Annotated in this window: 14 protein-coding genes and 1 other annotated feature; of the genes, 2 read left to right on the forward strand and 12 right to left on the reverse strand. The window is 40.9% G+C overall.

Annotated elements, in window-relative coordinates; genetic code table 11:
- Positions 1-18 precede the first annotated feature (18 nt).
- From hisH to mtr, 12 genes are all read right to left on the reverse strand, one after another.
- The gene (gene hisH / locus CKV69_RS10445) at positions 19-609 is read right to left on the reverse strand and encodes an imidazole glycerol phosphate synthase subunit HisH (protein ID WP_015702723.1); all 591 of its coding nucleotides are present in this window, start codon (positions 607-609) and stop codon (positions 19-21) included.
- A complete protein-coding gene (locus tag CKV69_RS10450; protein ID WP_016504534.1) occupies positions 606-1,661 on the reverse strand; it encodes a hypothetical protein in 1,056 nt (351 codons plus the stop codon). The genes hisH and CKV69_RS10450 overlap by 4 nt, the downstream gene beginning before the upstream one ends.
- A 225-nt stretch (positions 1,662-1,886) precedes the next feature.
- Complete coding sequence (gene hisB, locus CKV69_RS10455; protein ID WP_015702725.1) at positions 1,887-2,978, reverse strand: bifunctional histidinol-phosphatase/imidazoleglycerol-phosphate dehydratase HisB; 1,092 nt, start codon at positions 2,976-2,978, stop codon at positions 1,887-1,889.
- 49 nt (positions 2,979-3,027) lie between these two features.
- Positions 3,028-4,083 (reverse strand): histidinol-phosphate transaminase, encoded by a 1,056-nt coding sequence (gene hisC, locus CKV69_RS10460; RefSeq protein WP_015702726.1) that lies wholly within the window; start codon positions 4,081-4,083, stop codon positions 3,028-3,030.
- Between the two features lie 13 nt (positions 4,084-4,096).
- Positions 4,097-5,095: a virulence protein RhuM/Fic/DOC family protein gene (gene rhuM, locus CKV69_RS10465; RefSeq protein WP_025248570.1), complete on the reverse strand. Its 999-nt coding sequence runs from the start codon at positions 5,093-5,095 to the stop codon at positions 4,097-4,099.
- A 37-nt stretch (positions 5,096-5,132) separates the two neighbouring features.
- A complete protein-coding gene (gene hisD / locus CKV69_RS10470; RefSeq protein ID WP_025248571.1) occupies positions 5,133-6,431 on the reverse strand; it encodes a histidinol dehydrogenase in 1,299 nt (432 codons plus the stop codon).
- A 13-nt stretch (positions 6,432-6,444) separates the two neighbouring features.
- Positions 6,445-7,068 carry a Vat family streptogramin A O-acetyltransferase gene (locus CKV69_RS10475; protein ID WP_005751885.1) on the reverse strand — a complete coding sequence of 208 codons (624 nt, stop codon included), beginning with the start codon at positions 7,066-7,068 and terminating at the stop codon, positions 6,445-6,447.
- A 24-nt stretch (positions 7,069-7,092) separates the two neighbouring features.
- A complete protein-coding gene (locus CKV69_RS10480) occupies positions 7,093-7,347 on the reverse strand; it encodes a hypothetical protein (protein ID WP_016532974.1) in 255 nt (84 codons plus the stop codon).
- Positions 7,348-7,351: 4 nt separating this feature from the next.
- A complete protein-coding gene (hisG, locus tag CKV69_RS10485) occupies positions 7,352-8,251 on the reverse strand; it encodes an ATP phosphoribosyltransferase (RefSeq protein WP_005717575.1) in 900 nt (299 codons plus the stop codon).
- A gap of 34 nt (positions 8,252-8,285) precedes the next feature.
- Positions 8,286-8,415 (reverse strand) — a sequence feature (His leader region).
- Between the two features lie 99 nt (positions 8,416-8,514).
- Positions 8,515-9,270 (reverse strand): class I SAM-dependent DNA methyltransferase, encoded by a 756-nt coding sequence (locus CKV69_RS10490; RefSeq protein WP_005723576.1) that lies wholly within the window; start codon positions 9,268-9,270, stop codon positions 8,515-8,517.
- Position 9,271: 1 nt separating this feature from the next.
- Positions 9,272-10,921 (reverse strand): bifunctional UDP-sugar hydrolase/5'-nucleotidase UshA, encoded by a 1,650-nt coding sequence (gene ushA / locus CKV69_RS10495; protein WP_025248572.1) that lies wholly within the window; start codon positions 10,919-10,921, stop codon positions 9,272-9,274.
- An 87-nt stretch (positions 10,922-11,008) separates the two neighbouring features.
- On the reverse strand, positions 11,009-12,265 hold the full coding sequence (mtr, locus tag CKV69_RS10500; protein ID WP_005717571.1) for a tryptophan permease: 1,257 nt from the start codon (positions 12,263-12,265) through the stop codon (positions 11,009-11,011).
- A gap of 207 nt (positions 12,266-12,472) precedes the next feature.
- On the opposite strand from mtr, the gene ppa reads away from it, so the two are divergent.
- Both ppa and CKV69_RS10510 read left to right on the forward strand, forming a co-directional pair.
- Entirely contained in the window at positions 12,473-13,000 is a 528-nt protein-coding gene (gene ppa, locus CKV69_RS10505; protein ID WP_005717569.1) for an inorganic diphosphatase, read from the forward strand.
- 66 nt (positions 13,001-13,066) lie between these two features.
- Positions 13,067-13,837, forward strand: coding sequence for a M48 family metallopeptidase (locus tag CKV69_RS10510; RefSeq protein ID WP_005717567.1), 771 nt, complete (start codon positions 13,067-13,069; stop codon positions 13,835-13,837).
- Positions 13,838-13,917 lie beyond the last annotated feature (80 nt).

Genomic DNA, 13,917 nt, shown 5'->3' on the forward strand with positions numbered 1-13,917 from the left:
TAAAAAATCGACCGCACTTTATTTAATGTTTTCCACAAAATTACGCAAAAATAACGCGCCTGCTTTGCCTGAACGCTCAGGGTGGAATTGTGCACCATAAAAATTGTTATGTTGGATTACTGCAGAAAATGGCACGCCATAGTCGCAGGTGGCGACAGTGTGTGGATTGGGCAACACGCCGTAGCTGTGCACAAAATAGAAATAGCTGTCTTGCTCAATGCCTGCAAATAACGGGTGATCGGCGACATAATGCACCTTATTCCAGCCCATATGCGGTAATGGCAACTGACAATCCGGTAATTTTTCGGTTTTGCCTGACATCAGTTTTAATAAGTCCAAATTGCCTTCTTCGGAATAGTCGGTCATTAATTGCATTCCCAAACAAATCCCCAAAACAGGTTGAGTTAGGCTTTGGATAACCTCAATTAAGCCTAAATCCGCCAAATTTTGCATCGCTGCTTTTGCCGTTCCCACACCAGGTAAAATCAACTTGTCGGTGGATTGGATTTGTTCGATATTATCGGTAATTTCTGCGCGATACCCTAAGCGGTCAAAAGCAAATTTGACGGAAGAAAGGTTAGCACAGCGGGTGTTGATGATGGTGATCATTTGGAGTTTTTCTCCTTAAAATAGTCATATTTTAAGATTTTGAATGCATTATAATTTTTAGCTCTTACTGAAGCTAAGTTATGAGAAAAAGTTTCTTCCCTTTTAGTATTTATTTCTGCCTTTTGTTTTTCATTCAATGAATTCCACCATACGGGAGAAAAAAAAGTATTTTCAAAGAATGAGAATACAAATCTAACTAAAGAATCTTCCTTTTTTTTATTTGTTCTTATATTTAAGAAAGACTTGATAAAGTTATAGTAGAATTCATTTGCATCATCTTTAACCCACGAGAATATAATATAACCCCTGTTACTAGAGTTTATAATATTAAAAAACATCTGATGAATTCTTATGGATGAGTTTTTTAGATCAAAAATTTTCTCATTAGAAAATGAAATGTTTGGAATAAATGTCCCACTAGATAAAATCTGAGCAGGAGAAGATAGTTCAATTATAAATGACTCTAGTCTATTGAAATCCTTAGTTTTCCACATTGTATGCATATTAGCTTGAGTATCAATTAATTCATTAAAGCCCAAATTTGCATAACTCTCAAAAATGGAAATATTTCTTTCCCAGTATTTATATTCTTCAGAGAGTTGTTTAATCAAATTACCTCCATTTAAAATGCATTCTTTTAATCCACTATTTTTTTGATAACCTTTGGTATAAATCTCTCTACAAAGTCCTCTATATGAAAATAAAAATATTTGTTCTAGATCAGGGATGATTTCCTCATCTTCTATCCTAGAAAATAGTAATTTATCATGTTCAGAGCAAAATCCTGTAAATGTTGAAGCGTGATTTACCCCTATTTTCCTAGGCTCCCCAAGACCATTATTTTCTATTAATTTACAAAGTGATAAATCGTTTCCCATAACTTCATTTTGTTTATCCATAATTGTTGATAAAGAACTACTTTTAGATATAGTATGAGCTTTAATAATCTTTCTACTACATTCAATATTTAATAATTCTTTAGCACTGCAATACTTCTTTTGTCTCTTCCGTTTTAGATTTTCTTCAATAGTTCCAAGAATATTTTTTTCCATTTTTATAACTTTGCCTATGGTGTAACTATCCACGTTTTTGTCAGAACTCAAACGCTTAGTCCAACTATGGATTTCAATTATCCTTAACTTTGCTAATTATCAAATGCCCAAGAAATTTGCAAAATTCCAGCACACTTTTGTAATTTGGTTGTAGAGATATACTACCTAAATCATTGGATACATAAAGAATGCCCTACAGATTACATTATGTGATATTGCTTAAAATTACAGTACACCCTTACTACTAGGCATTGCATTCCCTTCCACCTTAATACACTGTCTTAACGTGCGCCCAAACACTTTAAACAGGCTTTCGATTTTGTGGTGGTCGTTATCGCCTTTGGTTTTAAGGTGCAAGGTTGCCATTAAGGTATAAGCGAGAGATTGGAAAAAATGCTCGGTCATTTCGGTGCTGAAATCGCCCACTTTGTCGCGTTTAAATTTGGCTTTGAATTTGAAATACGGGCGACCAGACAGATCCATTGTACATTCCGCCTTGCATTCGTCCATTGGTAACACAAAGCCAAAGCGTTGAATGCCTCGTTTGTCGCCAAGGGCTTGTTTTAATGCGGTGCCGAGGGCGAGAGCCGTATCTTCGACGGTGTGATGTTCGTCGATCCAAAGATCGCCTTTACAACTTACGTTCATTCGGAAACCACCGTGGGTAGCGATTTGATCGAGCATATGATCGAAAAAGCCCACGCCTGTTTTGATGTCGTTCATGCCGGTTTCATCCAACCACACTTGCACTTTAATATCGGTTTCTTTGGTAGTACGTACTACTTCAGCATAGCGTGGTTTACGATCAACAAGTGCGGTCTGTTTTGGCAACAATTTTTCCACAATCAGATCCCAATTGAGCTTTTCACGATCATATTGCAAGGCACGAATACCGAGATTTTCTGCCAGTTGCACGTCAGTGGCACGATCACCAATCACAAAGCTGGTGGCAGGGTCGAACAATTTTTTATCAATGTATTTTTTCAATAATTTAATTTTCGGCTTACGGCAATCGCATTCGTCTTCAGGTTTGTGAGGGCAAATTAACACCTCATCAAACTCGATACCTTGTGATTTAAATAACGCCATCATCGTATTGTGCGGTTTATCAAAATTTTCCTGTGGGAAAGATGCCGTGCCTAGCCCGTCTTGGTTACTGACCATTACGAAACGGTAATAGGGTTTGAGCTTTAATAACGCGGGGATAACATTCGGCTCAAATTGTAATTTTTCTAAACTGTCGATTTGAAAATCGGTTTTTGGTTCATCAATTAAGGTACCGTCACGGTCGATAAAAAGAATGGCTTGTTGTGTCATAGAGTTATCCTGTTTTTTCATTTTAATCTGTTGGTTTTTTGTTAGTATCTTAGGAAATTTTACGGATCGCTTCAATGACACGACGATTTTCCTCTGCCGTGCCAATGGTAATACGAATACAGTTTTCTAACATCAATGCGCTGTGTTGATTACGCAAGATGATGCCTTGATCCCAAAGGGTTTTGAAGATTTTTTGTCCGTCTTTGAATTTCACTAAAAGATAGTTGCCGTCGCTTTGAAAGACGTTTTCTACACAAGGCAAGCTGCGTAAATCTGCCTCAAGTGCGGTGCGATTTTGCAGAATTTCTTGTACCCGTTGTTGCATTGCTTGTAAACCCGCAGGTTGTAAGGCTTGCGCAGCAAGATCCGCCACAGGCACTGGCAATGGATAAGGTGAAATCACTTTTTGTAGCACCTCGATTAAGTCTTTATTCGCCAAGGTAAAACCACAACGTAGCCCCGCTAAGGCAAAGGCTTTAGAGAGGGTGCGGATAATGGCTAAGTGTGGGTAGTTTTTTAGCGCTGTGACCATCGTCGCTTGTGGACAAAACTCAATATAGGCTTCATCTACCACGACAATAGCTTTGCCTTTGGTCATTTCTAATAACGCGAGCAAGTCCGTGCGATTAACTAACGTCCCTGTTGGGTTATTCGGGCTACACACAAACACCACTTTGACACCGGTAAGCTGGCGTTCAATTTCAGGCAAATTCAGTTGGAAATCTGCGGTCAACGGCACTGTTTTGAGGGCAATCCCACAGGTTTCGGCACTGACCGCATACATCCCATAGGTTGGTGGGCAGTAAAGTACGCTGTCTTCCGCTTCACAAAAGGCACGGATAATCAGCTCAATACTTTCATCACCGCCACGGCTGACCAACACATTTTCAGGCGTTATCCCTGCATAATTGGCATAGCCTTCAATCACGGCTTGTGGTTGTGGCTCGGGGTAACGGTTAAAGGTACGATGGGTTAAATCAAAATCAGGCGAAGTTGGGTATTCATTGGCATTTAACCAAATATCGCCCTTGCCGCCTAATCGCCGAGCCGATTGATACGGCGTTAAGGTCTGAATATTTTTGCGTGAAAGTGGTGAAATTGACATGTTGTGTTCCTGCTTAATTGTGTGTTTTTAATAAAATAAAGTGTTCGATAAGTTTAATCATCAGCGTTTTTTGCTCTGGCAGACTTTCTGCCACTAACAGAGCTAAGGCGACTAATGTATTATCATTAATTAGTTGCTCGACAGGTTTTGCTAACAAGCCTTGATTGAGGCGTAAGTACCATAAAAATAAAAAAGACCCAGTCCGTTTGTTACCATCTGCAAATGGATGGTTTTTAATCACAAAATACAGTAAGTGCGCGGCGCGACTGGCAATATTTGGATAAAACCATTCCTCACCAAATCCCTGCTCAATAGTCGCAATCGCAGAAGCTAAACCATCAGAACGCTGTTGCCCAAACAATGCGGTGGCTTCCCCTTTTTCAATCAAGGTTTGTTTTAATTGCTCAATGGCTTGTAACACCTCATCAAAAACTAAGGCTTTCATTGCGGGCTGTTTGACTCGATTTTCAACCAAACTTTGTTCATCATAAGCCTGTAATAAACTCCAAGTGCGAGCATAGTCTTGCACTACGCTAATGACTGCCTGCCCGTTGTCATTGACTAAGGCTTGGTTCGTTAGTGTGCGGCTTAATAAGGCGACCGCTTGGCTAAATTCAATCCCTTTTTCTTGTAAACGACGTTCATTTATCGCATAACCCTGCACTAAAAATTGTTTTAAGGTTTGCGTTGCCCATTGGCGGAATTGTACTCCCCGTTTTGATTTCACTCGATAACCGACAGAGATGATCATATCTAAATTGTAATGTTCGATTTCACGAGAGACTTGGCGATTTCCCTCTTGACGAACTATCCGGAATTTCCGGATAGTTGGATCCCGTTCTAGTTCACCTTCAGAAAATACATTACCAATATGCTCATTGATCGTTCGTACATCTTTAGTGAACAGCTCCGCCATCTGTGCTTGAGTTAACCACACCGTTTCCTGTTCAAAAGAAACCTGTAATGCAATTTTGCCATCTTCGCTTGTGTAGAGTTGGATTTGATTGTTCATTTTACTTCCTTAGTTAACTGTATAAAAATACAGTTAATTATGCACAATTCTGCTTTCCTTGCAACTTTCTCCAACGAATTTCTACTGCTTGCTTATGCGCTTCTAATTGTTCTGCTTCTGCCATTAACATCACCGTGTTAGCGAGATCTTTAAAGCCTTGTGGGGTGAGTTCTTGTACTGTCATCCGCTTGCTAAAATCGGCTAAACCTAAACTTGAATGGGTGCGAGTATAGCCGTAGGTCGGTAGAACGTGATTGGTACCACTAGCATAATCGCCCATACTTTCAGGTGAATAGGCACCTAAGAAAATCGAGCCGGCGTTATCTAAAAACGGCAGTAAGTTACGCGCATTTTCCACCTGTACGACCAAGTGTTCAGGCGCATAAGCATTACTAATTTCTACACATTGTTGCAGATCTTCGGCGATAAAGGTGCGACTGTGAGCAAGTGCCTTACGAGCCGTTTCTGCTCTTGGTAAACGAGCCAGTTGTTGCTCAATGGAAAGTGCGGTCTGTTTTGCCAACGTTTCACAGTTAGTGACTAAAATCACTTGGCTGTCTGCGCCATGTTCCGCTTGGGAAAGTAAATCACTGGCGACAAAATCTGGATCGGCAAATTCATCGGCAATCACTAACACTTCAGAGGGACCGGCTGGCATATCAATCGCAGTGCCTTGTTGTAATACTTGACGTTTGGCTTCAGTGACAAAGGCATTGCCCGGACCGAAAATTTTATCCACTTTCTGCACGCTTTCCGTGCCGTTTGCCATGGCAAAAATGGCTTGAGCACCTCCAATGGCATAAATGGTTTCAACACCACATAAATTGGCGGTGTAAAGAATTTCATCGGCAATAGGTGGTGGGGAACACAGCACAATGGTTTTACAGCCAGCAATTTTGGCAGGGACGGCAAGCATTAACACTGTGGAAAACAGTGGAGCAGAGCCACCGGGGATATATAAACCGACGTTTTGAATGGGGCGAGTAACGACTTGGCAACGCACACCGGCTTGGGTTTCCAGATCCACCGTTTGGTTTTTTTGTGCTTGGTGGAAACGTTCAATATTGCCTTTGGCGGTTTGAATCGCTTGTTTTAATTCCGTCGCAATACGCTGGCTCGCCTGCTCAATTTGGACTTTTGAGATGACAAGGCTTTCTAATGTGGTCTTATCGAATTTTTCCGCAAGTTCAAATAATGCCTTATCCCCATTGTTGATGACATTGCTTTTGATCGCATTCACGGCTTGCGTAATTTGTTCACCAACGGCTTGAGCTGGGCGAGAAAGTGCAGCTTGTTTTTGTGCTGAATTTAACGTATTCCAAATAAGTGTTTGCATATTGTTTCCTTGATTACTCAATCGGGTCACTGATTTTGCCAGTTAAAAAGTCAAGATTACGCGTGATTTTCTCAATCTCCCAATCCCACCATTTTAATGCTAATAATTGTTCAATTTTTTCAGGTGAGAAACGTTTTCTAATCACGCGAGCGGGATTTCCTGCGACAATCGCATAAGGTGGCACATTCTTGGTGACAACCGAATTTGTGCCAATGATCGCGCCATCGCCAATTTTTACGCCTGGCATAATCGTGGCGTTATAGCCAATCCAAACGTCATTCCCAATAACCGTATCCCCTTTGCTCGATAATTCGGCTTTCTCCGGTAACGCTTTTGCCCATTCATAACCAAAAATCCCAAATGGGTAAGTGGAGATGGCATTCATTTGATGATTGGCGCCATTCATAATAAATTTCACATCCGATCCAATCATGCAAAATTTACCGATGATCAATTTATCGCCTAAAAAGTCAAAATGGTATTTCACATTTTTCTCAAAATTTTCCACATTCTCTGCATCATCGTAGTAGGTAAAATCCCCCACAATAATATTAGGATGACGAACTAAGTTTTTTAAAAAGCACAGTCGGTGATAATGTTTGATAGGGAAAATCTGATCTTTATCAGGAAATCGCATAGCATACCTAACCTTGTTGTGTTGTTATTTTTCTGTTGTTACATCGCATTGTGTTTTTGCCCAATTCACTGCCGTTTCTATTGCTTTACGCGCCTGCTGGCTATTACGCCAGCAAGTGGACCCTGTGAGTTCCGCCCCACGTTCTAAAATAAATGCAGGATCTGTCTTTGCAAGCTGTTTGACATCATCTAGCCCCATCTCTTGCAAGCGTTTGAGAATGGTGGTGCCGATGCCTTTTTGTGCTAACAGCGATTGTTGTTGTGAAAGTGTAAATGGCATCAAGTTACCCCATCATTTTCTCAATTGGTAGCACTAAAATCGAACTGGCGCCAGCATCTTTCAGCTGTTCCATGGTTTCCCAGAACAGATTTTCTTGACTGACGACATGCATAGCGACTTTCGAATTGTCGTGTGCTAATGGCAAAATAGTGGGGTTTTCCACGCCGGGTAAAAGTGCGGTGATTTCTTCCAGTTTTTCTTTTGGGGCGTGAAGCATGATGTATTTTGATTCTGCCGCTTGTTGTACACCTTGGATGCGTGTGAGTAACTTATCCACTAAGGCTTGTTTTTCTGGGCTAAGTTCAGCGGCACGTTGAATGAGGCAGGATTTTGAGCGGTAAATGATTTCCACTTCCTTTAAGCCATTAGCTTCAAGTGTTGCACCAGAAGACACTAAATCACAAATCGCATCGGCAAGTCCGGCACGGGGCGCGACTTCCACTGATCCTGTGAGTGAACAGGTTTTAAAATCCACACCTTGTTGTTGCATATAACGTTTGAGTAAATTCGGGTAAGAGGTAGCAATACGTGCATTTTTGAGATCACTTATGCCATTGTAAGCTTCGTCTTGCGGTATGGCGATTGATAAACGGCAACCGCCAAAATCTAAACGGCGTAATTTTTTGTAATTGACTGTTTCACCCGCAGCTTGACGAGTGAGTTCTTCCTCTTCTAAGACGTTTTCACCAATGATCCCGAGATCAACCACACCATCAAAGACGAGACCGGGAATATCATCGTCACGCACCCGTAAAATATCAATCGGCATATTTTCAGCGTAAGCAATTAGGCGTTGTTCCTGTAAATTTATTTTTACACCGCATTGTTTCAATAAGGCTTGTGATTCTTGGCTTAAGCGTCCTGATTTTTGCATCGCAATGCGCAGTCTTTTACTTTCAATCATAATTCTTATCCTAGTAGATGTTGTTAATTTTAGTGATAAAAAAACCTCTCGAAATGGCTTCCGAGAGGTTTATATTGTTCGTCATTTTATCGCACACTCGGAAGATTTGTTATCTTCCAAGCATCACAAAATACCCGAAAGATAATCAGGGTAGATGGTGATGATGAGTCATGCGAGTAAAAATCATAGCGTTTCCTTATTGGTCAATTGCTATTCAAATTACTGTAAAAAAAATAAACTGGCAAGGATTTTTTACAAAAAATTTATATTTTTTTTGCTTTAATAAATAACAGCACAGGGCGGTGCTGTAAATCTTTAAATTCCTGTTGCCATTCTGGTTGATCGGCAAGCATGGGTTCTGCCATCTGCTCAATCTGAAAACCGGCTTGAATCAGTTGATTGACAATCGTTGCCGTAGTGCGATGATAGGTTTTAAACGGTTGTTTAAACCAATTACGCTCACGTTCACCTTCATCACGATAATAGTTCAACCGATATGCCACTTGGCGTTTGTGTTGATCTTTTTCCCAACGATCTCCTTCTTGATAGCAGGTGACGATCGGATGTTCTTGCGAGAAAATCAGATAACCATTAGGGGTGAGTTTTTGGCGAATATCTTGCAGTAACTTGGCAAAATCTTGCACATAATGAAAAGCAAAAGAGCTGGTGATGACATCAAAATTACTTTCTGGTAAATCCGCCAGTTGCTCCATGGACAATGGGTGGAGGGCAAAGTGCGGTCCATTTTGAAAATGTTTTGATAGATCATGCTCAGCTTGCTTCAACATGTTATGAGAAAGGTCAATGCCCACGACAAAGCGGGCATGACGTTGCAAATACAGCAGTAGATGACTACCGGTGCCACACCCCAGATCGAGCAATTTTTTATTGGTCAGATCGGGGAGCAAAGACAACATGGTCGGTTTTTCTACCACTTCATTTAAGCTGAGGGGATTTTCCCGCAATTTTTGATACAACTCGAAAAATTGCGGGGCATCATAGACGCTTTTTTTCGTCATCTTATTTGAAGATGATGTCATCTTTTGGATCGTATTTAGACGCATCTAACACTTTGTTTTCTTCAAAGTATTTTTTCAGCATCTCCGCATCGATAAAACCCGTATTGACATAACTTGGGTGTTTTTTCAAGACAGGATAGCCATCACCACCACCGGCGCAATAGTCTGGTACAGATACTTTATAGGTTTTGTTTAAATTCAGTGCTTTGCCACCGACTTTGACATCCGATACTTTTTGTGCGGTACGGTCCACTACCATGGAAAGCCCAGCAAATTGTGGGTAAGCACCGCTATCTACTTGTTTTAATGCCACCACATTGAGGTAGTCTAATAGCTCTTGCCCCGTGAAATCGACAGTGGCAATCATATTACCGAAAGGTTGTACGGTAAGGAGATCTTTATATGTCGTTTCTCCTTCGTTGATGTCGGTACGAATCCCGCCTGAGTTCATGATCCCCACATCCGCTTTCACACGCTCCATTTGTGACTGAGCAATTAAACGTCCTAAGTTCGTTTGGTGGAAACGGATAATTTTACGATCACCGATAAATTTCCCTTTTACTTCCCCCACTTTCACGCCTAATAAACGATCGCCTTCGTCTTGGTATTTCTTCAAATGGGCAAAGACGGCTGGATCTTCAGCAATTTCAGGCTGATACAGTTTGTATTCTGATTTGCCGTCTTCCAATTTGATTTTTTGTTTTAAGTTAATTGGAATTAACTCGTATTTCACCAATTTAGTTTCGCCATTTTTGAATTCAAAATCTGCACGACCAATGTATTTTCCCCATTCGCCCGCTTGGACAATCCAAGTGCCGTTTTGGAAATCAGGTTTACATGCTTCACCCGGCGTGTATTTCAGTTTGAATTGACCTTGTTCATCAATACACACCGTGTCGTGTGTATGACCACCGATAATTAAATCAAATGCGCCTTTATCTAGAGTACGTGCCATGGTGACATCGCCCGGTGCATTATGTCCGTGTTTACCATCAAAATAGTAGCCCATGTGGGTTAACGCAATACGGATATCCGGTTTTTCGGTTTGGTTAATTTCAGCCAAGGTGTTTTTGGCGGTTTCAATCGGGTTGTTAAAGATCACGTGATCAACCACATCAGGATTACCTAATTTAGCGGTATCTTCTGTGGTCAAACCAACGACAGCAATTTTGACATCCTCTTTGTTTAGTATCACATAAGGTTTGACTAAAGGTTTGTTGGTTTTTTTATTGATGACGTTAGCTGAAATGAGGGGGAACTTCGCCCATTTTTCTTGCATTTCAAGCAATTGCATCGGGAAATCGAATTCATGGTTACCGAGTACTGCTACGTCATAACCAATCATGTTCATACCCTCGATATCAGGTTTCGCATTTTGCATATCAGATTCAGGCACGCCTGTGTTGAAATCACCTGCATGCAGCAAAATCACTGAGCCACCTTTGCCTTCGACTTCTTTACGAATGTTATCAATTAAAGTTTTATGTGCAGCAAAACCATACTCGCCGTGACTGTTTTTCCAGAAATGACCGTGTGTGTCGTTGGCATGTAATACCGTAATATTGTAGGTTTTGTCTTGGGTATAAGCGTAAGCTTGACTGATTAACCCTAATGACAGGGCGATTGCACTCAATTTTGTTAATTTTTTCATGGTAAACCTCTTAAGAGAAAAAAATCCGCTAACTATATACTTAAAATTTTGTGTCAAGCCAAGTACTTTGCATTAAATTTGTGAGCTTTAACCTAAAAATGTCGGTAAAACACCAAATTGAGCAGCAATTTGTGCCAAAATATTTAACAAACCAAATAAAATCACAAAATAAATCATGAAGTTACCACCATAAACAGTATAGTGGGACTCCGTGAAACGCTGGCGTGTGGCTTTCGCTAATAGGGCTGGGACAATCGCTGCCCAAATGGTGGCGGCTAAGCCAGCATATCCAATTGCCACGACAAACCCATAAGGGAATTGTAAGCTGAGCAAGAGCGGTGGCAGAAAGGTCACTAACGTGGTTTTAGTTCGCCCTAAGCTACTGTCATCAAATTTTAATAAGTCCGCAAGGTAATCAAATAAGCCCAAACTGACGCCTAAAAATGAGCTTGCAATCGCCATATAAGCAAAGAAATTAAGTACGACGCCCATGTAATCGGTTTGGATATATTGCGATAAGGCTTTTAGTAAGGCAGCAATATCACCCCCTTTTTCAATGACTGGTGCAAATTGATGGCGAGGTAAATTCCCTTGTACCGCAAGCTGCCAAAATGCATAGATCACGAAGGCGATACCGGTACCGAGGAAGATTGCTTTGACCACAGATTGAGCATGACGATCGTAGTATTTTACTAAGCTTGGTACATTACCGTGAAAGCCAAAGGAGACTAAGCAAACAGGAAGTGCAGTGAGAAGATAAGGTAAATAGTGTGTTTCTCCTTGCGCAAGATTATTGAAAAGCACATCACTTCTGACAGAAGCCATGAGTCCACTCGTGGAAAGAAGAAAGGCGATGATCATGCCACCGATCAGTACAGTGGTAAAACGATCCACGGCTTTAGTTGATAACCAGACAAATCCAGCGAGCACGCAACAAAAAAGTAAAGACCCCACGCCGCGTCCAATTTCCACCGTATTGTCAGGGCGGCTGAGAACTTGATTTAAGAGATGTTGGGTAATGCCACCACCAGATGTGATATAAGCATACGTTAAAATATATAATACAAAAGCGATAGATAAGCCATTGATGAGATTCCAGCGTTTGCCGAGTAAATCTTTCACGATGGTGTCAAAACTCGCCCCTGTTGGGTAGTGTAAATTGGCTTCAAGGATCATTAAGCCTGACGTGGTCATGCAAAACCAAGTGTAGGCTAATAGAAGAAGAGAACCGATAAACCAAACGCCTGCTGTAGCAGTTGGATTGGCTAACATACCAGCACCGATCGCTGTACCGGCAATAATCATGGCGCCACCTAAAAGAGAAGGCAATTGTTTTGTTGTCATAAAAGTACCACTGTGTTGTTATGAGTTCATAAAAAATTTGCACTATTTTAATAGTGCAAAAATAAAAAGCAATGGATTTTTGTTAAACAACGCAATTATTTTGGGCGTCTGTTGAGATGAACAGGGCGATATCTCGACAAGTTTGTGCGAATAACGCTATAATTGAGTGCTTTTATTTATAATTAACTTGAAATAAGGAATACGAAAATGGGTTTAGAAACCGTACCGGCAGGTAAAGCATTGCCAGATGATATTTATGTTGTGATTGAAATTCCTGCTAATTCAGATCCAATTAAATATGAAGTGGATAAAGAAAGTGGCGCGTTGTTTGTTGACCGTTTTATGGCGACAGCGATGTTCTATCCAGCAAACTATGGTTATGTGAATAACACATTGTCTTTAGATGGTGACCCTGTTGATGTATTAGTCCCGACGCCATACCCATTACAACCGGGCTCGGTGATTCGTTGCCGTCCAGTTGGGGTATTAAAAATGACAGATGAAGCTGGAAGTGATGCGAAAGTGGTGGCAGTACCACACAGCAAATTAACCAAAGAATACGATCATATTAAAGATGTGAATGATTTACCGGCATTATTAAAAGCACAAATCCAACACTTCTTCGAAAGCTACAAAGCATTAGAAGCGGGTAAATGGGTGAAAGTAGATGGTTGGGAAGGTGTTGATGCCGCCCGTCAAGAAATTTTAGATTCATTTGAACGTGCAAAAAAATAACATTTTTGTTTTAATACCGCTTGAAAGAGCGGTATTTTTTTATCTAAATTGAGTGAGGACTTTATGATGAAATTGACTAAAAGGTTACTATGGGTGCCTGCTTTCGCCTTGATATTGCATGCTTGTGCGGATTCTGCCAGTATTAATCAATACTCTGCGTCTTCTTATCGACAAACGATTAATGAGGCTCGTAGTAAAGGTGTGTTAGATACGTCCTCTGCTACGGCCAAACGTATCCATGCGATATTCAATAAAATGGTGCCTTATGCGAATGCAGAAAATCAGACAGGGCAACCTTTCCATTGGCAGATGAGTGTAATCAAATCAAAAGAATTAAATGCTTGGGCGATGCCGGGTGGCAAAATGGCATTCTATACGGGATTAGTGGATACATTGCAATTAACCAATGATGAAATTGCGACGGTGATTGGTCATGAAATGGCACATGCGCTGAAAGAACATGGCAAGAAAAAAGTCAATATGGGGCAATTTACGGATGTGTTAGCACAAGTCAGTCATATTGCACTTTCTAGTGCAATTGGTAGTGATGGCAGTGCGATGGTGGTTGGTTTGACCAAAGATTGGGCGTTAGATAAACCTTATTCACGTAGCAATGAAACCGAAGCGGATGAGGTCGGACTTATGTTGATGGCAAAATCCGGCTTTAATCCACAGGCTGCTCCTCGTGTGTGGGAAAAAATGCAACGGGCATCATCAGGCAGTCGTGGTGTATTAGCTGCGTTATCTTCTACCCACCCAAACGATGCAGAACGCCAGAAAAATTTATTACGCCTCATGCCAAAAGCCATGGCACTCTACCAGAACGCAGCAAAATAATTATTTCGCTTCGCTTTGATAAATAAAAGAAAATGGGTTAATCCAAATTTTATGGATTAACCCATTTTTATTATAAGCTA

Origin of the sequence: Pasteurella multocida (genome assembly GCF_900187275.1) — a bacterium.
GTDB lineage: Bacteria > Pseudomonadota > Gammaproteobacteria > Enterobacterales > Pasteurellaceae > Pasteurella > Pasteurella multocida.